The sequence below is a fragment of the Pedobacter jejuensis genome, from assembly GCF_003725795.1.
In the GTDB taxonomy this organism is placed as follows: domain Bacteria; phylum Bacteroidota; class Bacteroidia; order Sphingobacteriales; family Sphingobacteriaceae; genus Pedobacter; species Pedobacter jejuensis.
In genome coordinates this window covers 420,056-444,280 of sequence record NZ_RBEE01000042.1, presented here as the reverse complement: position 1 = coordinate 444,280, position 24,225 = coordinate 420,056, and the positions used below count along the sequence as shown (strand labels likewise).

The 24,225-nt window shown below is 35.7% G+C and carries 23 protein-coding genes and 1 pseudogene; 3 read left to right on the top strand and 21 right to left on the bottom strand.

Annotated features, from left to right (window positions below; translation table 11 throughout):
- The 17 genes and pseudogenes from D7004_RS20880 to eat form a co-directional block, all read right to left on the bottom strand.
- A pseudogene (locus tag D7004_RS20880) lies at positions 1-222 on the bottom strand (hypothetical protein); the annotation flags it as partial.
- Between the two features lie 8 nt (positions 223-230).
- Complete coding sequence (locus D7004_RS16630; protein ID WP_123206941.1) at positions 231-611, bottom strand: hypothetical protein; 381 nt, start codon at positions 609-611, stop codon at positions 231-233.
- A 134-nt stretch (positions 612-745) separates the two neighbouring features.
- The gene (locus D7004_RS16625; protein WP_123206940.1) at positions 746-1,291 is read right to left on the bottom strand and encodes a hypothetical protein; all 546 of its coding nucleotides are present in this window, start codon (positions 1,289-1,291) and stop codon (positions 746-748) included.
- A gap of 161 nt (positions 1,292-1,452) precedes the next feature.
- On the bottom strand, positions 1,453-2,064 hold the full coding sequence (locus D7004_RS16620; RefSeq protein ID WP_123206939.1) for a GNAT family N-acetyltransferase: 612 nt from the start codon (positions 2,062-2,064) through the stop codon (positions 1,453-1,455).
- Between the two features lie 207 nt (positions 2,065-2,271).
- Positions 2,272-2,766 (bottom strand): nuclear transport factor 2 family protein, encoded by a 495-nt coding sequence (locus D7004_RS16615; protein WP_148042828.1) that lies wholly within the window; start codon positions 2,764-2,766, stop codon positions 2,272-2,274.
- A gap of 322 nt (positions 2,767-3,088) precedes the next feature.
- The gene (locus D7004_RS16610; protein ID WP_123206937.1) at positions 3,089-3,559 is read right to left on the bottom strand and encodes a hypothetical protein; all 471 of its coding nucleotides are present in this window, start codon (positions 3,557-3,559) and stop codon (positions 3,089-3,091) included.
- Entirely contained in the window at positions 3,556-3,753 is a 198-nt protein-coding gene (locus D7004_RS16605) for a hypothetical protein (protein WP_123206936.1), read from the bottom strand. The genes D7004_RS16610 and D7004_RS16605 overlap by 4 nt, the downstream gene beginning before the upstream one ends.
- 203 nt (positions 3,754-3,956) lie before the next feature.
- Positions 3,957-4,478: a hypothetical protein gene (locus tag D7004_RS16600; RefSeq protein ID WP_148042827.1), complete on the bottom strand. Its 522-nt coding sequence runs from the start codon at positions 4,476-4,478 to the stop codon at positions 3,957-3,959.
- A 205-nt stretch (positions 4,479-4,683) separates the two neighbouring features.
- Complete coding sequence (locus D7004_RS16595; RefSeq protein ID WP_123206934.1) at positions 4,684-5,184, bottom strand: hypothetical protein; 501 nt, start codon at positions 5,182-5,184, stop codon at positions 4,684-4,686.
- Positions 5,185-5,396: 212 nt separating this feature from the next.
- Positions 5,397-5,696: a hypothetical protein gene (locus D7004_RS16590; protein WP_148042826.1), complete on the bottom strand. Its 300-nt coding sequence runs from the start codon at positions 5,694-5,696 to the stop codon at positions 5,397-5,399.
- Between the two features lie 785 nt (positions 5,697-6,481).
- Positions 6,482-6,952 carry a CYTH domain-containing protein gene (locus D7004_RS16585; RefSeq protein ID WP_123206932.1) on the bottom strand — a complete coding sequence of 157 codons (471 nt, stop codon included), beginning with the start codon at positions 6,950-6,952 and terminating at the stop codon, positions 6,482-6,484.
- On the bottom strand, positions 6,952-8,901 hold the full coding sequence (locus D7004_RS16580) for a beta-N-acetylhexosaminidase (RefSeq protein WP_123206931.1): 1,950 nt from the start codon (positions 8,899-8,901) through the stop codon (positions 6,952-6,954). The genes D7004_RS16585 and D7004_RS16580 overlap by 1 nt, the downstream gene beginning before the upstream one ends.
- A gap of 89 nt (positions 8,902-8,990) precedes the next feature.
- A complete protein-coding gene (locus D7004_RS16575) occupies positions 8,991-10,355 on the bottom strand; it encodes an aldehyde dehydrogenase family protein (protein ID WP_123206959.1) in 1,365 nt (454 codons plus the stop codon).
- 440 nt (positions 10,356-10,795) lie between these two features.
- The gene (locus D7004_RS16570; protein ID WP_123206930.1) at positions 10,796-11,494 is read right to left on the bottom strand and encodes a gamma-glutamyl-gamma-aminobutyrate hydrolase family protein; all 699 of its coding nucleotides are present in this window, start codon (positions 11,492-11,494) and stop codon (positions 10,796-10,798) included.
- Between the two features lie 123 nt (positions 11,495-11,617).
- Positions 11,618-12,766, bottom strand: a complete 1,149-nt coding sequence (locus D7004_RS16565; protein WP_123206929.1) for an iron-containing alcohol dehydrogenase — start codon at positions 12,764-12,766, stop codon at positions 11,618-11,620.
- A gap of 276 nt (positions 12,767-13,042) precedes the next feature.
- Positions 13,043-14,404: a glutamine synthetase family protein gene (locus D7004_RS16560; protein ID WP_123206928.1), complete on the bottom strand. Its 1,362-nt coding sequence runs from the start codon at positions 14,402-14,404 to the stop codon at positions 13,043-13,045.
- On the bottom strand, positions 14,391-15,719 hold the full coding sequence (eat, locus tag D7004_RS16555) for an ethanolamine permease (RefSeq protein WP_123206927.1): 1,329 nt from the start codon (positions 15,717-15,719) through the stop codon (positions 14,391-14,393). Before eat ends, D7004_RS16560 begins: the two co-directional genes overlap by 14 nt.
- Before the next feature lie 195 nt (positions 15,720-15,914).
- Here eat and D7004_RS16550 point away from each other — a divergent pair, with 195 nt between their 5' ends.
- Both D7004_RS16550 and D7004_RS16545 read left to right on the top strand, forming a co-directional pair.
- Positions 15,915-17,414 (top strand): NAD(P)H-hydrate dehydratase, encoded by a 1,500-nt coding sequence (locus D7004_RS16550; RefSeq protein ID WP_244214365.1) that lies wholly within the window; start codon positions 15,915-15,917, stop codon positions 17,412-17,414.
- A gap of 10 nt (positions 17,415-17,424) precedes the next feature.
- Positions 17,425-18,126: an AIM24 family protein gene (locus D7004_RS16545; RefSeq protein ID WP_123206926.1), complete on the top strand. Its 702-nt coding sequence runs from the start codon at positions 17,425-17,427 to the stop codon at positions 18,124-18,126.
- 167 nt (positions 18,127-18,293) lie between these two features.
- Here the strand turns inward: D7004_RS16545 and D7004_RS16540 are convergent, their stop codons facing one another.
- The 4 genes from D7004_RS16540 to D7004_RS16525 all read right to left on the bottom strand — a co-directional run bounded on the left by D7004_RS16540 (position 18,294) and on the right by D7004_RS16525 (position 22,229).
- Positions 18,294-19,148: an anti-sigma factor gene (locus D7004_RS16540; protein WP_123206925.1), complete on the bottom strand. Its 855-nt coding sequence runs from the start codon at positions 19,146-19,148 to the stop codon at positions 18,294-18,296.
- A 2-nt stretch (positions 19,149-19,150) separates the two neighbouring features.
- The gene (locus D7004_RS16535) at positions 19,151-19,702 is read right to left on the bottom strand and encodes an RNA polymerase sigma factor (RefSeq protein ID WP_123206924.1); all 552 of its coding nucleotides are present in this window, start codon (positions 19,700-19,702) and stop codon (positions 19,151-19,153) included.
- Positions 19,703-19,803: 101 nt separating this feature from the next.
- On the bottom strand, positions 19,804-20,697 hold the full coding sequence (lipA, locus tag D7004_RS16530) for a lipoyl synthase (RefSeq protein WP_123206923.1): 894 nt from the start codon (positions 20,695-20,697) through the stop codon (positions 19,804-19,806).
- 233 nt (positions 20,698-20,930) lie between these two features.
- Entirely contained in the window at positions 20,931-22,229 is a 1,299-nt protein-coding gene (locus D7004_RS16525) for a short-chain dehydrogenase (RefSeq protein WP_123206922.1), read from the bottom strand.
- A gap of 479 nt (positions 22,230-22,708) precedes the next feature.
- Here D7004_RS16525 and D7004_RS16520 point away from each other — a divergent pair, with 479 nt between their 5' ends.
- Entirely contained in the window at positions 22,709-24,217 is a 1,509-nt protein-coding gene (locus D7004_RS16520; RefSeq protein WP_123206921.1) for a malate:quinone oxidoreductase, read from the top strand.
- The last annotated feature ends 8 nt before the right edge of the window (positions 24,218-24,225 follow it).

Sequence of the window (24,225 nt, the reverse complement as noted above, 5' to 3'; positions counted from 1 at the left end):
CTTGATGCCGTGCTCCATAAAGAATGGCCGTAACATCTCATAAAGCTTCCTCCCGCCCATCTCAGGGTGGATGGAACGAAGCACGGATATTTCCATCAGCACCAACCTTTCCATGGAATGGGCCGAGCCCTGACCTCGAAAATGTTTGTAATAGGACTGACGGGTCACACCAAGCAAGCAGCAGCAATGATCGACACTTATGCCGGGCAGGCTGTTCTTCATCTCAAGGATCACTTGGTACCTGACTTTTTTTTGATGTCTATGTGAAGTTCCCTCTCGGCAACCTCAACCATCCTCCTGTATAGTTCCTTTTCCAACAGCGCATCCTCAAGCTGCTTACGCAAGAGCTTTAAGCTAAGTGCCTCATTGGAGTTGCCAACTGGTTTTTTCTTCGCGGTCATTATATCTAAAGGTAGGTAAATGGTTTTTCTAATCCCCAGGCCATATAACTTCAGCCAAGTGGTCAACCTAGAGTTGCCAAGTCCGTGCTTCTTCTCCAGAAAACGTATGCCATCATTGCCATTGATGTACTCGTTACAGACCTTCAGCTTGAATTCCTCGCTATACTGGCTCTGCCATTTACTCTTGTGGGTTTTTGAATATCTCTCCATTTTGTTTACAATTGTGTAAACCTATTTCAGGACGAGACACCTGTTATTTTATTTAATTATTCACACGCGGCACGCGTGCGCCAGCGAGGGTTCGCTTTTTTGTCAGCCGACAAAAAACGAAAACATATTACGTTTCATAATTTGTTCGGTTTCCCATTTAAAAAAGGTTGGTTAGTTAATTCTGTTTGATATTCGCTTTCAATCATAAATGGCCAAATGTCAAAATTGCCAAGTTTTTGAAATTCCATATATGCTAAACTATGTTCTTTTCTTTTGGCTCGATAATATTGTCCAAGTGTCAAAATAGAAATTACCACTTCCTTAAATGAAAATTTTAGTAAAGGATTGTTGGTATCAAAATATGGCCAATTATATTCTTGGTCAGAATGAAGAAATAAAATGCAACGAGTAATAATTTTTAAACTTTCTGCTGATAATTTGTCTGAACCTTTGAGTTTGTGATTTCTAGTGTCGTCATAAAGTCCCCAACAGAGTTCAAGCATTGGCTGAATTATTTGGTCGTCAAACTTTGCTTCTTTTGCTCTGTAATATTGTTCAGGAAGCCAACCATTAGTCACATCATCCATAAGATTGCTCTCGAAGTCGTCGTTAGAAATAACTCCAACCGAAAGATGTCGCAAATGAAATGCAAGTTTTCTTCTTCGTTCTCTGTCTACCATAGTTCCAATGTTTACGGGTGTTCGTTAAAGTGACGCCTAACATTTTGGGGCTTTGCGTTCGGGCGGGAAATCGAAGCACAAAAGCCGATATTATTACTAAAGTTCAATTGAAAAACTGCTGTTGAATTTTGCACTTCAGCCCGCCTGACGCAAAACACTTGTTAGCTGCTGGCATATTTTTCAACTTGTTCTTTTAAATTATTTTTTACATTTTCTTCCCATTCATCTTTCAAGATACTCAATTTTATTGCGTCTATAATTTTTCCGTCAGCATCTTTGCTAAATTGTCTTAATATCCCCTCAACTTTACATCCAATACTTTTCATTGCGTTTATACTTCTTTCGTTTTTGCTGTTTGCTCCGAAACCTACTCTTATCATTTGTAGTTTGTCAAAGGCAAACTCTAAAAGAAGATATTTACAGTTTTTGTTTAGTCCAGTTCCTTGAAATTTTTCTCCATACCAAGTAAATCCAATGTCAAGACGTTTAAATTCGTTAGAGATTTCGTAAAGTCGTGTCATTCCTACATATTCATTATTTCTTTTGTCAAAAACAACAAAAGGGTAATGATTTTTCTCTTTAAATAACTTTACAGCTGTGTCAAAGTAGGTGTCAAAATTTTCTTTACCATTTCCTCCATTAATATTAAACTTCCAAATTTCAGGTTCATTAATTGCAAAGTTTATTAGTCTTTCTTTGTCTGAAACTTCCAAAGGTCTTAATAAAACATAGTCGTTTTCTAAAATGTAATTTTCTGTAAAGTCAAAATTCATAATTGTCAATGTTAAGCGGTATTTGGGAATGCTTGCAGCTAACGTTTTGGGGCTTTGCGTTCGGGCGGGAAATCGACGCACAAAAGCCGATATTATTACTAAAGTTCAATTGAAAAACTGCTGTTGAATTTTGCACTTCAGCCCGCCTGACGCAAAACCCTTGTTAGCGGTTCGTTGTTTTTCTGTCATATAGTTTATTCTCCATATTTATTCTTCAATTTTGTCAGCCTTTGCTTCTATTATTCCGTTGTCATATAGGACATTTAATGCGTTAATTACTTTATTTGTGTTTACATAAGTGTGTACTTTAAGTACTTTTCCAAAGTGTAATTTTATAACCTGTATACCATTGTTTATATAAGGCTGTCCGAATTTGGGTGTTACAGTGTCTGTAAATTCTATAATTGCTGTTGTATTCCAAATAGGACCAGAAACAACAATTGAATTAACTACAAATTTACTGGGTAATAGTCGTAGTAATCTCTCAAACCATTTTTCAACTCCACCTTTTGAAATCCTTGTCCCACCTAATGAGTGGTCTCCTTCAAGTTCATAGTTTACGTTATCGTCAAAAAGGTTAGTCAAATAGTGATAATTCTGTTTATTCAATTCGTCAAATCCTTTAATAATTCGTGTTTTTAAAATCCATCTATATGGATTAATTGAAAACGTATTCACTTTATGAGTTGTTTGATTTTCCATTACTATATTATTACTTGATGTGTCTAATGAAGGATTTTGTGCAAACAAAGAAATGTTTGTTGCTACGAAATATAAATATTGCCAGTTTAAACCTTATCATCTTCATTATTTAAATCTCATTTTTTTTCGCCTGTTTATAGTTGTTTAATGTCATTTTACAATGACCGCTAACGTTTTTCAGCTTGGCGAAGTGGCGGAAATCGAAGTACGAATCTTCAATTTTGCACAAAAGTTGAACCGAAGAACAACTGTTGAATTTTGCACTAAACCCGCCATATTGCCAAACCGATGTTAGCACCGGTTTTTCTTCTGTCCTTTAGTATTATTTCCAAAATTCCCACCATAGTTTTTTTGTCGCTGATTGTTCTGGAAACCACCATCCTTCGTATTTATGTTTATATTCTTTTCCTCTGTCGTCAATAATTACGATTTCACAAATAAACGGACTTTCTAAAAAGTCGGAATTATTATTATATGGTCTTGTTTTTTGTAAATCAAATTCAATTGTCATTTTCGCTGAATTTACAAAATCCATTGTCGAACCGCTAGTTTCTACTAAAGTTGGAAACCATTTGTTCCAATGTTCAATAGACGACTTGATTTCATTTGTCAATAACTCTTTTGGTTCAGCTACATTTTTTAGAATGTCAACGGTCAGTTTGTTTATGTTTGTTTGTCTCGCTTGATTTAGTAAGTGTCCTAAAAGATAATCGTCTTTCACATAGTTCATTAAACTTATGAATGAATGTCCGAAATTGTGAGATACACTTTTTAAAGGTTTATGACTTGTCATTTTGCTACAATTTTTTCAATTGAAGGTTTGTCAACACCTAAAAGTTCTAATATTTTCTTCGCTTTGTTTTTGTCAACAATTAGTGCTTTGTCAAATTCGTCCATAAGTCCGCAAACATAAAGTCGCTCATTAACAGTCATTCCGCCAATTCCTTCAACTTTACTAATTGCTTTTATTATTTCTTGTTCTGTCATTGTTGTCGGTCGTTCTAAAATTGGTGCTAACGTTTTTCGGCTTGGCGATGTGGCGGGAAATCGAAGCACAAAAGCTGGTTTTATTACTAAAGTTTAATTGAAAAACTACTGTTGAATTTTGCACTTCAGCCCGCCTGACGCAAAACCCTTGTTAGCGGTTCGGGCTTCTTCGTCCACGATTAATTGTCGGTTTAATTCAGTTGTCATTTTAGTTTCTTAATTCTCATATGTTCTTCTGGTCCAAACCTGTCAAAAACGTAATGAACAATTTGAACGTTGTTCAGTCGCCACTCATAATTATTAAAACCTTCGTTTCCTTTTGTCGTGCTTGATGGCTGTCCAAAATAATTTGTAAAAGCGTTCTGAAACTCGTCAAAAGATTTTTGTTGGTTGTCATAGTTCATTCTAAAAAATTCAAGTTCGTTTAGTCGTCCCTTTGAACGTGGGTCAAAATGAAAACCCAGCATACAATTTAAACTGTCTAATGAAGTGCAATTTATATTGTAGTAACCAGTAGTAACGTGTTTTAAGTCTTGTCCTTTGAATAAGTCTGTTAGTGTTTTCTCGTCAATGTTCCAAGGCACAAAAATGTTTGGTTGGTCAATTTGGAAACCTTTGTCAATGTCCATTTTTAATTTCTTGTCGTTGTCTAATTGTCCTTTATTTTTTTCACTTGTTTGTCCACAACCAAAAAATGTCAAGATAGATGCTAAAATTAGTTTCATTCTCATTTTTGTCAATGTCGTTATTGTCGTGGCGGTGTTGTCATAGCCTGACCGATAACGTTTTGGGGCTTTGCGAATTTTTGATTTTACTTACTGCAATTAGCCACAGCCCTAACTTAATAAATAATTACTGAACTCACATATCTCTTGTCGCCCAAAAATTAGCAAAACCACTGTTAGCGGTTCGGGCTTGTATTTTGTTTATTTATCTTTCAATTTTAACCAAACGAATACTGTCAGATGAGTTTCTAAATTTATAAAAATATTCATTTTTAATAAGATATTCTGTCGTGTCAGTTGTTAGATAATATTCATTTCCTTTTTTGGTAAACTTGCCTTCTAAAAATTCTATCGACGAGCCTTGGCTGGTACTTTGGCTAAGACTAAATGTATTTTCAAGTTTCCAATGTGTAATAACATAGGTCGTATCCTGTAGTTTAAATTTCCAACTTTCAAGTCTTTTGGTTTGATGGTTGTCAATTCCTTTGCCAAACAAATAGTACATTAGAACACCTGCTATAACGGAATTTATTACAAATAAAATTGACAACTCTCTTTTCGCGAAGTATAAAATTAATGCAATTATCAAATTTAATACAACTACAAATGGAACAAGCAATAATATACCAATAGAAACACTTGGGTCTGGGTCCATTTGTCTTACCCAAAGCCAAATAACTGCAAAGTCAATTATTGTAAGTAACATTATTTTAGTCCAAAGTTTCATCTCTTGTATTGGTTCGTTGTTCGGGTAGCCTGACCGCTAACGTTTCGGGGCTTTGCGTTCGGGCGGGAAATCGAAGCACAAAAGCTGATATTATTACTAAAGTTCAATTGAAAAACTGCCGTTGAGTTTTGCACTTCAGCCCGCCTGACGCAAAACCCTTGTTGTGCGTTCGCTTTTTTTTTTCGTGTATTTTATCGGTATCTCGGCGATTCGTTAAATTTCAAAATCCAACTTGTTCTCTCACTTTCTCCTATAGTCATTTTATATTGGTCAAAAAGGTTGAAAATTTCTTTAGCTGTTTTATCAAGTGGAAATTCGGTAATTCGAAAACTTTTCCCTGTCCTGTCACTAAAATAAATAAATAATGTTTCTAAATCTATTTCACTTCCATCTCCACCACCTGAGGTTGTGTATATCTGGGATTTGTAACTAATCACATCTTCCCAATTGTATGATTTTTTGTTTTTAAATTCAATTCCCTCTTTTGTCAATATTATTTCAGGCTTATAACTGTTATACGATTTGTTAAGTAAATATGCAAACGGTCCAATCCACAATAAATTTAAAAGCGTTAAATAGAATATACTATCGCTTCTGTCTTCATTATCTACAGGGTCAACATACGCACTTAAAAATATACAGAAAATGGTAACCCTACAAAAAGTAAAATTAATAGGTAAGTTCTGATTGCTTTTCTTGAGCGTCTAATGATTATAGTTTCCATACAGATGTGTTAATCTATTCTTATAAGTCGTCAGCGGGTCGGTCGTAAAGTGACGCACAACTCATAAATATACGAAACAATCACAAGTCGTAGAAACTAGAAAAGGGCCTCCTAGCAGCTCATAAATTCACATTTCATTATTTTTATATTGCGTTTTTTGAGTACACTCTGCTTAAAAGACTACTCAAAAAACGCAATTGCTTTTCGAAATTTATCATTATCTAATGAGTTTTATACCCACAGGCCTTAATAATTTTGCATGTAATTGAAATCCATTCCCTGCGCCAAAAAGGGTGTAGAGAAGCTGTTTATGCAAACACATTTATTGAGTTTTTCTCGATCACATCATATCAAGATGGTTTTTCAAAAGAATTAAAGAGGAGAAGGCATGTTTTTTTGGCTACAGTTAAATCTTCGTAAAAAGCAATAGGGTTTTGCTTTATTGATGCCGCTCATTCATTGCCGCTGGCTTTAGCCAATGGTTTGTTTTAATAATTGCTTTTATTCTTCGCCTATGGCTTTAGCCAACAGATTTGTTAAGCAACACGCCGATTAAATCCAATTTTTAAATGGATGTTTAGTTAAATTAGAATTGTAATATTTCTTATCGTGGGTAACTTCTTCAGCAATCCAATCAGGCTTTTCGAAATGTTCTTCTTCTGATGATAGTTCAATTTCTGCAACAATTAATCCGTGGTTATCACCCGAAAAAACATCAACTTCCCAAACCTTTCCAGCTGATTTAATTTCATAACGTATTTTTTCTAATGAAGATTCGGAGAAATTACCCAGTAATTCTTCAGCTTCAATTAGAGGGATTTCATATTCATATTCCAACCTCGTGGCGCCAACTGAAATGCCTTTTATGGTAAGCCAGGCTTTGGTTTCTGTTATTCTTACTCGAATAGTTTTTGTTGGATCTGTCGAAATATAACCTTGCTTAAGTTGTTTTCCAGCGTGTTTATCAACCTGTTCCCATAACTTATGATGAACTAAAAATTTCCTTTCAATTTCTATCCCCATTATCTGCTTCTTTTTTGTAAATCAGTAATTGGCATACTAATTAATCTGCCTACTGGGGTTTTACCTTTATACGTAATAACCCTTAGCATACTTGCATCTTTTGGTACAGGCAATGCCGCTGTATATTTCGGATAGAAGCGATCGGGACTCGAATTATCGAAGCTGTAATAAATATCTAAACCATCAATTTCGGGTGTTAATTCAATCATCAATTGTTTATCAGCACTTCGTTTTACGGTAAATATTGGGTCGTAAATGGCCGGAGCATATTTCACTTCTGCAAAATCTAAGCGTTTGAAATGTTCTTCCGTTCTGGCAATAAAGTTAGTCCAATTTTTCTTTTCAATTGGGCTCCAAACAGATTCTGAAATGGCAAAAGCACGTGGCCAAAGCATGTATTGCACCTGGCGAAAAGTAAAAATTTGCTCCGTCCATAAATTTGCTTGTCCGCCGATAATAAATTTAGGGTCGGCACCAGCCGGAATAGGATTAAACTGATATGCTTTATTTAATCGCAACGAAGCATAAACTTTAGGTTCAGTAATTTGATCGGCTTGCATGTAATCCAGGTAGGCAAAATCAGTTGGACTCATCACCACATTGTGCTTTCCTTTTGAAGCATCGATGCCGTATTTTACTCCTCTCCAACTCATAACCGAAGCTGTTGGAGAAACTCCACCTTCCAAAATTTCATCCCAGCCCATAAATTTTTTTCCTTTGGAAATTACAATTTGCTCAAGGCGCTTTTCAAAATATGCCTGAACCTGAGGCATTGTTTTTAAGCCTTCACGCTGCATTAATGCCTTAACTTGTTCATTCTTTTCCCAAAAATTGTGAGGTGCTTCATCGCCACCCATGTGTATGTATTCGAAAGGGAAAAGTTTGGCTACCTGGGTAATTACTGAATCAAGGAAAACATAAACTTTCTCATTTGCTGGGCAAAGTGTGTTATCTACCAATGCCGTTGGGGGAGCGCCACGACTCCAGTCCATAATTTTTTCACCCGATCTAACTTTATAATTTACAGCTTCGGGTGTACAGGAGAGTTCTGGATATGAAGCAATAACAGCTAAACTGTGCCCTGGAATATCAATTTCGGGCATTATGTTTACGAAACGTTCTTGTGCATATTGAACCAATTCTTTAATATCTTCTTGTGTATAGAATCCGCCATAAGTACGAGGTTCATCGGCAGTTGGTGGAATAAAATCGCCGAAAGTTCCGGTTTTTTTTACGCTCCATGCACCAACTTCTGTGAGTTTTGGCAATCCTTTAATTTCAATTCTCCAACCTTCATCATCTGTTAGGTGTAAATGCAGTAAGTTAAATTTATAACGAACCATATCATCAATAAACTGCTTAACCTCTTGTTTGGTAAAGAAATGACGAGCAACATCAAACATCAAACCCCTCCAACCCAATTTAGGATAATCAACAACATCAACACAAGGCAATTTCCACTTTACGTTTTGAACCACTTCTTTGCTTTCTATATCGGCAGGGAAAAGCTGAATTAAGGATTGAACACCCCAAAATATACCTGCAGGTTTATTGGCCGTAATTACGATTTGAGTTGGATTTACATTTAATTTATATCCTTCTAAGCCCAACTGAGCATCGTTTTGGGTATTTAGAATAAATTTTATTGTTGGATGATTTGCATTCGTAACTGAACTCACAAACTTACCCGTTGCTTTTTCAATCCTATCGGATAAAAACGCTATTGCCTGTTTTAAATCTTCATTTTTGGGCGCCAGAATGCTAATATTTTCTGGCAAGATGAAAGTCCCTGTTTTCTTCATTAAAGAAACTGGTTCAGGAATTATCGCAATTTGTGTTTGTGCAACTGCACTTTCTGCATCGCCGATTTCGCTTTCGCTAACAATGGTTTGAGCATAACTTTTGCTCGCTAAAATGCAGCAAATGATAAATAAGAGTTGTTTTTTCATTCTTAATAAATTGCGGATAAACCCAATTAAGTATAATCCGCAATTTATTAAAAAAGATTTTAATAGCCATTTTATTTAAGGTATAAGATTTAGCCTCTTAAATGATACCCTTTTGGTTTTGTAAATGCCCTTAAACCTTGGTGAGAAAGTGTTGCGCCAATACCAGAATATTTGCGTCCGCTCCAAGGTAGGGAGGCACTTACTCTATCACAACAATTCCAATATCCCGAACCCGAATCTAACTGACTCAGAATTTTTTCTGCCCGTGATTGGTTGGCCGTATAAACTGAGGCCGTTAAGCCATAATCAGTATCCTGCATCATTTTCAAAGCTTCTTCATCATCTTTTACTTTCATAATGCCGATAATGGGACCAAAACTTTCTTTCTGCATTACGAGCATGTCATTGGTTACATTAGTTAAAACGGTTGGCTCAAAAAAGTAACCTTTGCCATTCCCTGATTTGCCTCCAGTAAGTAATTTTGCACCTTTTTTTAAAGCATCTTTAACTTGATTTTCTAACACAGCAATCTGTTCTTTTCTGGTTAGCGCACCCAGATACACCCCATCAACAGTTGGCAAACCGCTTTTCCAACTTTTTACTTCATTAACAAATGCATCAAGGTAGTCATGATAGATTTTTTCGTTTACATAAATTCGCTCAACCGAGCAACAGCTTTGTCCATTGTTATAGAAAGCGCCGTCTGCAGTTCCGATGGCAGTATTTGAAACATCTGCAACATCTTCAGCAATGTACAAAGGATCTTTTCCACCTAATTCCAGCTGACAAGGAACCATTTTCGAAGCTACTTTTTCGTAGATATATTTTCCGGTTTTGTACGAACCCGTGAAAAAATATCCATCAAAGTTGATATCCAGCAATGCTGAACCTGTTTCTTTAGCGCCAATTGCCACCTGAAAAACTTCTTCAGGTACACCTGCTTTTTTTAGTAATTTTTCTATTTGTAAACCTGTTAAGGTTGCATATTCTGATGGTTTATACATCACTGCGTTGCCACTGAGCAAAGCAGGAATGAACACATTTACACCCACTAAATATGGATAATTCCATGCCGAAATATTGCAAATAACACCTAAAGGTTCGTATTTAATGATTTCTTTCAAACCGGGTTCATCTATCATTACTTCATCCGCAAGATATTTGTCTGCGTTGTTTAGCATCCATTTAATTCTTGCCCTTGCGCCATTAATTTCATTGCGAGATTGCTGCAGAGGTTTTCCAATTTCGTTGGTTAAAATTAAAGCTAAACCCTCAATTTCAGTTTCCAAAATGTCGCTGAAAGTTGATAGAATAGATATTCTGTCTTGTAAGGTTAGCTTCGCCCAATTAGGTTGAGCCTGTTTTAGGATTCCAAATTTGCTTTGAAGCGAAGCTTGATTATCTTCTTCTAAAGTGGATATAATTTCTTCGGTTGCTGGGTTGATGATTTGCATATTATTTTTTTTTGCCACAGATTTTTACAGATGAACACAGATTTTGATTGGTTAAAATCGATTCCGTCAATATCTGTGTTTATCCTTTTTTATCTGTGGTTAATTTTCCTTCGGTGTGATTACATTTTTTTTTGCCACAGATTTTCACAGATGAACACAGATTTTGATTGGTTAAAATCCGACTCAACTATCCGTCAATATCTGTGTTTATCCTTTTTTATCTGTGGTTAATTTTCCTTCGGTGTGATTATATTTTTTTTTGCCACAGATTTTTACAGATGAACACAGATTTTGATTGGTTAAAATCCGATTCCGTCAATATCTGTGTTTAACCTTTTTTATCTGTGGTTAATTTTCCTTCGGGATGATTACACAGATTAGTCGATTACACTGATTGATTTAATCGAAACTTATCTGTGTTTATCCTTTTTTATCTGTGGTTAATATTTAATTGCATTAATAAATGCTTCATATAAATTTTTGCTAAAAGGACTTTGTTGATCTTTTAACCTTTCCGGATGCCATTGCACAAATAAAAGAAACGATTTTCCATTTGGATTTAAACGTTCCATAGCTTCTGTAACACCATCAGGAGACATAGCACTTACTACTAGATCTTTACCAGTTTTATCAGTACTTTGATGATGATTGCTGTTGACCAATCCTTTATCTGTATTTACAATTGTATTTAACCACGAAGATGGATTAACAATTATTTCGTGGTAACGATCGCTTTTATCAGGCATTTTAGAATGGTCGAATTTTCCCCATGCTGGTATATCAGGAATTAATGTGCCACCGAAGAATACATTGCCAACCTGCATTCCTCTGCAAATACCCAATAAAGGAATTTTGTTTTTCTCAGTATATGTTAAAACCTTAAATTCAAATTCATCACGTAGCTCGTCGATATCATTTTCATAACAATAAGGATAATATTCAGATTTGTTGTAAAACCTCGGATGAACATCTTCGCCTCCTGTTAAAACGATACCATGACATTTTTCAATTGAATCGAAATTATTTAGCTTGTAACCGAGTTGAATTACTTCTACATTTTTGTTGTAGGATAAAACCCAATCACGGTAAATTTCATATTTACTGCAATCGGTAACGCCTATCGTTATTTTATCAGACATACTTAATAATATTGAATATGTTATTGGTAATTATCTTTTGCTTATCTCTTTCGCGGAAATAAAATTATAGCAATTTTTATTCCTCCCATAATCCTACAATCCTAAAATCAATCTAATCCTGGTCTATAGTGCCTTTAGATACAGTTGCTTAAAATCTTCTCTGCTTACTGGTTTTGGATTGTTAGGATGTGCAAAATCAGCAAAGGCCAAATCAGAAAGTGTTTCAATATGTTCGGCTTTAACACCGATATCACCTAATTTGTGTGGAATGTTAACCTTGGAGTTTAAATCAAAAAGATATTGAACTACTGCAGCTCCGGTTTCTTCTTTCAGTTCTAAAGTTTGGGCAATTTTGCGAAAACGGTCTTCAAATCCCTCAATGTTAAATTGCATTCCGTAAGGTAGATTTACTGCGTTTGCCAGACCATGATGTGTATCTAACAACGAAGAAAGTGGATGTGCTAGAGAATGAACTACGCCTAAACCTTTTTGAAATGCTATAGCACCCATCATTGATGCCATTAACATTTTACTACGGCTTTCTAAATCAGGCTTGTTGGTTGCCCGTTCTATAGCGTCTTTTATTAATGAAATTCCTTCGAGTGCAATGCCATCACACATTGGGTTAAAGTTTTTTGCAAGGTAGGCTTCCAGGTTGTGGGTTAACGCATCCATTCCGGTTGCTGCGGTAATGAAAGCAGGTAAATCCATCGTTAATTCCGGATCGGCGAAAACGATTTGAGCCATTAATTTTGGTGAAAATAATATCTTTTTTTGATGGGTTTCATCATCAGCAATTATTGCACTGCGACCAACTTCGCTACCCGTACCTGATGTGGTTGGGATTGTAATAAAGTGAGGAACATCATTGATTACATAAATATCGCCACCTATTAAATCATCGTACTTAAATAAATCATCGCGGTGATTAACCCGAAGCACAATAGCACGGGCAACATCTAAAGCAGCACCACCACCAATACCAATAATGCTATCGCGATTAGTGGCATCCCAGGCATCGCTTCCTTTGTAAACATCACTCTTGATCGGGTTTTTATGAATATCACTAAAAACCTCGACTGAAATATTTTTACTACTTAAATCCTCCACAATCTTTTTAAAGAAAGGCAATTGCGCTATCGTTGGATCGGTTACAATAAGCGGATTTTTTAAATTATTTTTATGCAAATAAGCAGGCAATTCTTTTACCGCACCTGCACCAAAACGAATAGTTGTTGGGAAATTAAATTGACGGATTTTATCGAATATCATTTGATGTTGTTTTTATTTTTTCAATTCCCCTCTTTTAGAGGGGTGCCCGAAGGGCGGGGTGTTTTATTTGTCTTGGCCGGACAGGCTTTTTTCTTTTGACACCAAAAGAAACAAAAGTGCCGGCTTAAAATTTTTGTATTTAAGTTTTGTACTTCGGCTTGGGTAATGCATCCCCAAAAATTTGTTATGCCGGTTTAAAGTAGAACGAAGAAACACTACGTTGGCCTTAAAAATGCAAATTCATATTGCGTAAATTGCTGTTTTTATATTAGCTAGTCAAATTATCTCTAAGTACCTTTTCAATTCCCAATCGGTTACTACTTTCGCATACTGGTTACATTCCCAATCACGCGTCATGGTGAAGTGTTCCACAAAATCATTTCCCAATAGTTCTTTTGCCAAGTCAGAGTTTTTCATTTTCTGTGTCGCATCAAACAAATTACCAGCTAAAACACCGTTTGATAAATCTGTGTATCCATTGCCCTTGGTTGAAGGTTGCTGCAAATTCATTTTATTTTTTACGCCATACATTCCGGCTGCTAAACAAGCAGAAAGTGCCAAATAAGGATTGGTATCTGAGCCAACAATTCTCGTTTCTAGTCGTGTAGCTTTTTTACTGCCTGGCAAAGCTCGTAAAGCCGTTGTGCGGTTATCAATTCCCCATGTTAGCGTAGTTGGCGCCCAAGCACCCTCTACCAAACGTTTGTAGCTGTTAATGGTAGGGGCAATCATAGGTAAAATATGAGGTAAGCAATGTAACTGTCCAGCGATGTAGCTTTTCATCAATTCACTCATTTTGTGCTCATCTTTATCATCATAAAACAAATTGATTTTACTGTTTTTATCCCATAAACTTTGGTGAACATGTCCGCTGCAACCAGGTAAATTCTCATTAAATTTAGCCATAAATGTTGCTATTATGCCGTGTTTGTAAGCAATTTCCTTAACCGATGTTTTAAATAAAATAGCTTGGTCTGCAGCTTGTAAAATTGGTGCATATCGTATTGCGGCTTCATAAACACCTGGTCCAGTTTCTGTGTGTAAACCTTCAATAGGGATGTTAAACTTATTCAGAAGCTCAAATAAATCCGTCATGAATTCATTTTTTAGTGAGCTACGCAAAATCGAATAGCCAAACATGCCTGGCGTTAAAGGTTTTAAATTATTAAATCCTTTCTCTTGAATTGATTCTGGTGTTTCAGAAAAATTAAACCATTCAAATTCTTGAGCAAAGTATGGTGAGTAACCAAGATCTTCACATTCAGAAGTTAATTTTTTGAGCAATTGTCTGGGGCAAACATAATTTGCTACATTATTATCATCAATAAAATCACCCAAGAAGAATGGCACATCGTTTTCCCAAGGAATTTTTCTAAATGTGTTTACATCGATTTTAACCTGTGCATCAGGATAACCGGTATGCCAGCCGGTAAATTTTCCCTTATCGTAAGCAACATCTCCAATATCCCAACCAAATGTAACGTCGCAAAATCCTAATCGTCCTTCTACAAGTGATGCAAACTTTTCAGCAGCAATATATTTCCCCCTTAAAATCCCATCAATATCTGCAACGGCAACTTTAACTTTGCCTGATGGATGATTCATCACATAATCCAAAATTTCTTTATTTGTACTCATTAGTTTGCTTTTTAAAAATTTTGTATAAAAGAAAGCTATCTAAAACAATGCCCGAAAATAGTAGTCCTAATTTAAGGTTATAAATCAACATCGCGATAAACGATCCGCTTGCAATTACTAACGCTACAAACGGAAAAATCGGATAAAAAGGAACTTTAAATGGTCGTGGTAAATCAGGTTCTTTTTTGCGCAAAATTATTATCGAAATCATAGAAATGATGTATAATGCTAAAGCCCCGAATACTGAAATCACAATAATTTCGGCAGTTTTACCTGTTAACAAGGCAATGATTCCAATTATCATATTTCCTATTAACGCATTGGCTGGTGTTTGAAATTTGGGCGATACTTTACCTAAAATAGATGGAATATTTTTAGTGTTGCCCATTTCGTAAGTAGAGCGCCCAGCCGCCAAAACCAAGCCATGAAAAGATGCAACTAAACCAAATAAACCTACTGTAATGAGCAGGTGATATAGTAAATGATTATCGCCCGTAATCATCGAAAGTGCGAGGGGTAGTGGTGAATCTGAAGTTTCGCCTGAAATTCCATTTTTATAAACGATGGCTTCCCAACCACCAATACCAATTGCCGAAATAAAAATAATGACGCACAAAATGACTAAAGTAAATATGGCCCATCCAAAGCCTTTACTTATATCTCGCTGCGGATTTTTTGTTTCCTCAGCAACATTTGCAATTCCTTCAATGCCTAAGAAAAACCAAATCGCGAAGGGTATTGCAGCCAAAACGCCACTCCATCCATTAGGGAAATTATTGCGAATCAGGTTTTCAGCATTAAACTTTGGCAAGCTTATGCCTGAAAATAAAAGGAGTTCTCCAACAGCAAAAATGGTAATGATTACTTCAAAAGATGCCGCGGCTTTAATACCGTAAATATTTAAGGCGGTAAAAATAAAATATACGGCTATGGCACTCGTAATAATTGGGACTTGTGGAAAAAACGCATTAAAATACGCACCTATCGCAAAAGCAATTGCTGGTGGTGCAAAAATAAATTCAATCATTTGGGCAATTCCTGCAACAAAACCCCAGCTATTGCCTAAAGCTTTATTCGCATAATCAAAAACACCACCAGCTTTTGGAATGGCACAAGCCAACTCGGCATAGCTAAAACTAAAGGTGACGTACATTACCATAATTACTATGGTTGCAGTGGCCATACCAAGTGTGCCGCCTTTTTCCAGACCTAAATTCCAGCCGAAATACATTCCAGAAATTACATAGCCAACACCCAAACCCCATAGCATAAATGGAGTAAGCGATTTTCTCAAACCGTTTTTTTGTTCCATCATTTAATGTAAATTATAATTAAACTGCTCGGGAATAATTAAATAAATGGTTTGTTAATGTACTAATTATTTCAGCTTGTATGGTAGTCTTTTAAGTTAAAAAATCATGAATTTCCCTGCGAGTCTTCGAGTGATATTATGAAAATCAAAACAACGTCTATCTTTTGCTTTCTTAACTGATAAGCTTATCTTCGGTACATGCTAACATTGCTTACTTCGGTTCAAATGCGCAAAGCGGATGAATTTACCATTGCCAATAAACCAATTGCATCGATTGATTTGATGGAAAAAGCTGCAAGAGCATTTGTCCAATGCTTTTTAAAATATGAATTTGATACTAGCAAAAGTGTTGCTATTTTTTGTGGCACAGGAAACAATGGAGGAGATGGATTAGCAATAGCGCATATTTTATTGGCAAATGGCTACGAAAATATTAAAGTTTACATCATCAATTTTAACAAGAAACAAAGTGATGATTTTGCAATAAACCTACAACGCATTGATGAATCAGGTTGTAAAAAGGTTATTTTAAGTAGAGCTTCGGAATTAAAAAACATTAAAGCGGATTTAATAATTGATGCAATATTAGGTTCTGGTTTAAACAAACCTTTGGAAGGAGAATTTGCAGAAGTAGTTAAAGCGATAAACAAACTAAATAAAAGAATTTACGCTGTTGATGTTCCAACGGGATTTCCGACAGAAGGTATAATTATAAAAGAATATAATGGTATTCGAGCATATAAGACCATCTGCTTTCAGCGTCCGAAAATTAATTTTTTCTTTCCAGAATCAGCAGCAGCAACCGAAAAATTTGAAGTTGTAGAGATTGGATTAGATGAAAATTTTATTCAAAATCAAAGTGCTGATTTCTATTTGGTTGAAGAAAGCGACATTAAAAGTATGCTGAAACCACGAAAGTTATTTACGCATAAAGGCACTTATGGACATGGGTTGATAATTGCTGGCGATACGAATACAATGGGTGCCGCCTTATTATCATCTATGGCTTGCCTGCATGCTGGTGCAGGTTTAACAACGGCATGCATCCCGCAAAGCGGATTAACAGCATTAAATACTGCGTTACCCGAAGTTATGGCTTTACCGAGAGATGGGATGTCAAAACTTGACAATTTGGAAAAATATCAAGCCATTGCAATTGGACCAGGTTTTGGGCTTTCGGCTGAAAGTAAAAATTTGTTAAAAAGTTTAATTGAAGGTCAAAAGCCCTTAATTATTGATGCTGATGCCTTAAATATATTGGCAGAAAATTCTGATTGGATAGATAAGATTCCTGTTAACTCCATATTAACACCCCACATGAAAGAATTCGATCGGTTATTTGGGAAGCATGAGCATTGGTGGGAGCGGATTCAAAGTGCTAAAATACAGGCACAAAAATTAAATGTTGTCATCGTACTTAAGAATCAATTTACGTTTATTTGCCTCCCTGATGGTAAGGTTCTCATTAATCAAACAGGGAATCCGGCAATGGCGCAAGGCGGTATGGGTGATGTGTTAACGGGAATAATCGCGGCTTTTATGGCTCAAAAATATTCATCAAAAGATGCTGCGATACTAGCCTGCTATCTTCACGGTAAAGCTGGAGATAGTTTAGCGAAAGAATTTTTTGTAGCTACAGCATCACAAGTTGCTCAACAAATTCCTAAAGAAATACTTAAATTAAACAAAATATATTAACGCGTTTACTATGGAAAAAAGAGAATACACCTTAACCGAATTGATTCAGGAATCGGCTGAAAATGCAAATGAAAATGATTTTTTTGAATTAGAGAAGCCAGCCATGCTGGAAGTAAATTTGAAGAATCAAAAAATAATGGCCAAAGCAGGTAGTATGGTTGCTTACATTGGTAATATTGATTTTAAAAAAGAAGGCTTACTAAGCAAAGGATTGGGCGGTTTGTTAAAGAAAGCAATATCAGGAGAAGGTACATCGTTAATGCATGCTGCCGGAACAGGTAAACTTTATCTGGCCGATGAAGGTAAAAAAGTTAAAATTATCAAACTTCAAAACGAATCGATTTTTGTAAATGGCAATGATGTTTTGGCGTTAGAAGATAATATTAAAAATGAAATTAAAATGCTTAAAAGCATTGCCGGAATGATGAGTGGTGGCTTATTTCAGGTAAAATTATCTGGTAGTGGTTATATTGCAATTACTACTCATGGAGAACCTATTTTACTTAAGGTTAGTGCAAATCAACCAGTTTATACCGACCCCAACGCAACAGTTGCCTGGTCAGAAAATTTATCGCCTAATATAAAAACTAACTTAACTTTTGGTTCATTTATTGGCAGGGGTAGCGGCGAATCTTTTCAGTTAGAATTTTTTGGTGAGGGTTGGGTTTTAGTACAACCTTATGAAGAAGTTAAATACGTCCAAAAATCCTAGTATAAATAGATTTGTAATTTCTCGATTGGAAAGCAGAAAGCAATTTCCTTATCAAAATTTAACTCTGGCTCTGAGCATATAATTAATCACATTACCAATTACTCTTCCAACAAAAAACCTCAACAATTTAAAATTGTTGAGGTTTATATTTTTAAAATAATTTGCTGTTAAACACCACCCATAACGGTAAGTTTTTCCATTGTCGGATTAACGCTTCCACCTGCTGGCTCTAAAGTTACGGCAAATGCCTGTGCTTCGTTTATCGTTTGCATTTTAACAATCGCTTCGTTAGAAGTTGAATCTGTTTTACCAAAAACGCCTAAACTTACTGGTTTTCCGTTTACTAAAGCCCACAATTGATATTCATGTGTTTCATCAGCTTTCGGCAAATCCATAGCCACATAATTAATCAAAACACTTTTATCGTTTTTATTCCAATAAACTTTCATTTTTGATTTCGGACTGTAAGCTTGACCAGCCATTTGAATAGTTGCCCATTCCTTGCTGTCGGCCATTGCCGCCATGTTATCTAAACCCTTATTTTCAAATTCGAGTTTACTAACTACACCCGCAAACTTCTGTTTATCTAAATTTAAGCTAGCAATCTGCTCATGCGCATCGCCAAGTTTGTTATATGTTATAAATAAAGCCGCTGTACTCATTGCCAATAAAGCAATACACGCTACAAGGGCGTAACGTAATGTTCTAACTTTACTATCACTTCCATCTATTTGTAAAATTTTTGGTCCTGGAGTAATTGTAGATTGTGTAGGAATGCTACTAATGTCATCATCTTTTAAACCCAACTTCTCAAACAACCTCGATTCTACATCAGCAGATGGCTCTACCACATTTTGCATAGCGTATTGCTCGATAGTCAGCTCGATGGCTGCTATTTCATCTCTTACATTCGGGTAGCGAGATGCCATTTCCTCAACTTGCAACGTTTCTTCTGGTGATAAATCACCTAAAACGTACAATTCAAGTACTCCAGATTCGATATATGCTTTTAAATTTTCCACGATCAATTAAAACTCCTTCTCAATTCTATAATAGCCAATCGGATTCGGGTTTTAACCGTACCCAAAGGCAAACCTAATTCTTCTGCCGCCTCTACATGTGTAAAGCCTTTATAATAAACTAAATCGAGAACAGACTGTAAATCAGGTTTCAAGTTCTCTACAAGTTGTTTTACCCCCATAACATCAGGATTAAAACTTACCTTGTTTTGCTCATCAACGAAACTTACGTTATTTTCTATATCTTGGTTTTTGAGTGAATTTTTAAAGTCTTTGGAACGAAGCTTATCGATTGAAAGATTTCGGGCGATATTCATCATCCAAGTGAATAAGCGGCCTTTTGTATTGTCGTAGTGAGATGCAGATTGCCAAATTTTTACAAAAGTTTCTTGCAACACATCTTCAGCTAGTTCAGTGTGGGTTATAATACGAGATATAACGCCATACAGCGCTGACGAATACATACTATACAAAGTTTTAAGTATCGCTGGATCTTTCGATTGCAATGCTAAAACTAGTTCAGGCTCGGTTAGGGTCAATTTTTTTAATGCAGTCACTGTTAGTTACGAAGATACAATACTGAACACAAAAAGCAAAAAAATGTTTTATAAACTTATTCTTTATAGGAATTCGATTTAACTATTTAAATTTTAGCAAATTAATAAACTCCTTCGATTGGGAAAAGGTGTTTCTCTGCATGGTAAGATGAACGAACTAATGGTCCGCTTTCTACATATTTCAAACCCTTAGCCATTCCTACCTCTTTGTACATGGCAAACTTATCCGGATGAATCCAATCTACCACAGGATGATGATTTTTTGTTGGTTGTAAATATTGACCTAAAGTGAGGATATGAACGCCATTTGCCACTAAATCATCCATTGCTTCAAAAATATCTTCCTCAGTTTCGCCTAAACCAAGCATAATGCCGGTTTTTGTACGTAAACCAAATTCTGATATTCTTTTCAAAGCTTCTAAACTCCTATCGTATTTTGCCTGTATACGTACTTGTCTGGTTAAACGCTTAACGGTTTCCATATTGTGCGAAACCACTTCGGGTCTTTCATCTAAAACACGGTATAAATTATCCCAAATGCCTCTAAAGTCAGGTATTAATGTTTCTAACGTGGTTATCGGGCTTTCTTTACGAATGGCTTTTAAAGTTTCAGCCCAAATGATTGAACCACCATCTTTTATATCATCTCTATCAACAGAAGTGATTACGCAATGTTTAACACCCATTAATTTTACCGAATTTGCTACGCGATTGGGTTCGTCAAAATCCACAGCTAATGGTCTGCCGGTTGCAACAGCGCAAAATGAGCAGCTTCTGGTACAAATATTTCCCAAAATCATAAAGGTGGCGGTACCTGCTCCCCAACATTCACCCATGTTCGGACAGTTACCACTTTCGCAAATGGTATGTAGCTTGTGGGTATCTACCAAACTGCGTACCTGTGCATATTCTTTTCCAACAGGCAATTTAACACGCAACCAATCTGGTTTACGTTTAATTTCAGTTACAGCAGGTACTACAGGTAAATCAATCATAAAGCAAAGTTAAGGATTAGGATTGAAATGTTGTAGCGCAGAAATGTTTGGAGGTTGTAATAAAATAATCCTATGTATGATGATTAAACAAAAACCGAAATTATTTGGAAAGATACTGACTGCAAATATTAACAGTTCGGTCCGTCTTTCCGTTATATCCCCGATGAAAAATCGGGGGATGCCACTTCAATACGGTTTAAGTGGCACAGGCAGATTATAAAATTGCAGTTTTACTACCACAAACTTTTCGCTTGATCTAACAATTCACTTCCCTTCTTTGTGATTTCCTTTTTGCCATTATCAATTGTTGGCGCTTGAGTATATTGGCTAACCGAATTAGAAAGCGCTTTAAATTTATTGATACCATTAAAAATTTCTTTTGTGTGCGGAACATTATGCTCTTGCATCACTTTTTCCCAATCAATTTTTGCTAAAACTGAAATCATATATTTTGAAGCAAGTTTTGCTATAAAAGCTTTATCGTATACGTTTTTCAGAGCGGCATCGGGTTCTCTATCTTTCACGTAATCAATTGTTTTTTGTATGGCTTCTCGCTCACTATTAGAAAATAACGGACTTGCCTTGAGCTTTTCCAAAGCTGGAATTGCCTTTTCAGGATTTTCTCTTTTTAGATTCAAATAAGCATCAATTATCCAAACCAATTCACTTTGAAGGCCAAGTTTGTTCATGTCTTTTACAAAAGAATCAAAATCCTCTAATGATCTTTCTTCATCAACTTTTCGCTCCATGCGCATTCTGTCTAAACCTCTAAAAAGGTAATTCATACCATGAAAAGCGGTATGCGTTTGTTCATCGCTTAAATTTCTCCAATCAAAAAAAGCTTTTGTATAAGGTAGGGGAATAGCTTCATTTTTATCAAGCCATTTTATATTTCTTGATAAGCCATCTTCTGATAAGTAAAAAAGATTATTGCCGAAAAATAGAAAACCACGCACAAATTCAAGCAAGGTTTTAATTTCACTGTCATCTAAAAGTTCGGGCTGAGTTTTGGAACATTCGTATAAAGCAAAAGGCTGACCTAAATCTCTTGTTGTTAGAACTGCCATACTTAATACTGCATGCTCAATATTTTGAAAATATATTTTCTCCTTTTTACTTTTGACGCTTTTATTATTTTTTTGTCCGCTAAAGATTGTCGTAAATCCATCAACAAGCAATGGTAAAATATCTTCATCTGTCATTTTTACAAAGCTTTTAACTGAGCGATATTCTTTGTATAATCTCAGCGCTTCCATTACAGAAATGCTTTCTTTGCTGTTGGTATCTATTTTGTTCATGGTGCTAACAATGCTTCGTGATTGTTTAGCAAATTTTTGATATTCAGGCAAAGTTGTATCCTGAATGGCCGCAGAACGCACTGCAATTTTCGCAAACTTGTAAAAAACTATCTTGTCGTAGTTTATATTTTCGTCAAGCCTTTGTTTATCAAGTTCTAAAAGAGCTTTGTCAGTCTTTTCGCCCGAACAGCCTGCAAGGAAAAAACAGCATAAAAAAATAATGGAATTTCTCATCACCAATTAAAATGAATAATAATTTTGGGGATGAACTTAAAATGGGGATTTTTTAGATTTCTATTACTAAGTAAAGCTTTTAAATTCGAATTTTAAACAGTTAATCAAAAATTTATTCCACATTGCAGACATTATATCGCAAAAATAATTTATAGGTTATATTTAACTCCGTGATGATGTTTTCTCATCGTCGCCATCGGTAAATTTAAATTTAGATAACATTCATGGTTGATTGGTTTTTAAAAGCTAGAATTTGTTGTTTTAAAAGTTTGAGCAATTTAAGTTTTGTTTTTGGTGTAGTTATTTAGTTGAAGTAAGTGTTTTTTGTATAAAAACAATATTTTATGCTCAATTTTTGCTGTTGTATAGGCTTTTAAATTATTTTATTTCTAATTTTTTAGCAATTTTTTAGGTTTTTTTTATTTAAAATTCGCGACATGTTTAAAATGATTTTAAATTTGCGCTTTCTTTAAAATAAGATGACTAAAAAGATAAAGACAGTTGGTAAAACTGACGTAGATGTAATTTTAATCGGGGCCGGCATCATGAGTGCAACCCTTGGTGTTTTATTAAAAGAATTAGAACCCAGCTTAAGCATAGAAATTTACGAACGCCTTGACATCGCAGCTGCAGAAAGTTCTGATGCATGGAATAATGCAGGTACTGGTCACTCAGCTTTTTGCGAATTAAATTACACTCCAGAAAAAAAGGATGGAACTGTAGAAACTGTTAAAGCGGTTCAAATTGCAGAACATTTTGAAGTTTCGAAACAGTTTTGGTCTTATCTTGTAGAAAAGGGGTTGGTTTCTAACCCCGAAAACTTTATTCGTAAAATCCCTCACATGAGTTTTGTATGGGGAAGGAAGAATGTCGATTACCTAAAAAAACGCTATGATGCATTGCAGAAATGTAATCTATTTAGCGATATGCAGTACACTGAAGATATTGATGTGGTAAAAGATTGGGCACCATTAATTATGGATGGCCGAAAAAAGAATGAAAAGGTTGCTGCAACAAAAATGGATCTGGGTACTGATGTAAACTTTGGGTCACTTACCCGTGATATGTTTAATCACCTTAAAAACCAAGAACACGTAAGCCTATATTTTAATCACGAAATTCGGGATTTGAAAAAAAATAAGGATGGCAATTGGAGCATTAGCGTAAAGGATTTAGCAGCTGGTGATAAACGTAAAAGAGTAGCAAAATTTGTTTTTATAGGAGCTGGTGGCGGTTCGTTACCTCTTTTAGAAAAATCTGATATTCCTGAAGGCAAAGGATTTGGTGGTTTTCCCGTTAGCGGCCAGTGGTTAAAATGTACCAACGAAGAAATTATTGCCAAACACCATGCAAAAGTATATGGTAAGGCTGCGGTTGGAGCACCACCAATGTCTGTACCACATTTAGATACCAGGATGATAAATGGCAAACAAGCATTGTTGTTTGGTCCATACGCTGGTTTTTCTACCAAATTTTTAAAAAATGGTTCTTTTCTAGATTTACCAAAATCAATAAAGTTTAATAACATCCGCCCGATGCTTTCTGCCGGATTACATAACCTGGATTTAACAAAATATTTGATAGACCAAGTAAGGCAGTCGCCAGAAGATAGGTTAGAAGCTTTAAAAGAGTATTTACCTACTGCCGAATTAAAAGACTGGGAACTAGAGTATGCCGGTCAACGGGTACAGGTAATAAAGAAAGATGAAAAAGAAGGTGGCGTTTTGGAATTTGGTACAGAAGTAGTAAGCGCTGCAGATGGTTCAATAGCTGCTTTGCTTGGTGCTTCACCAGGAGCTTCGACCGCGGTTTCGATTATGCTTGATTTGTTGAATCGTTGTTTCGCAGAAGATTTGGCAACTCCAGAATGGCAAGCAAAGGTTAAAGATATGATTCCTACTTATGGGAAAGCTTTAGCTGATGATACACAACTTTGTAAATCAACCCGAAGGAGAACGTCACAAATATTAAAAATAGAAACGATTTAATTTTGATA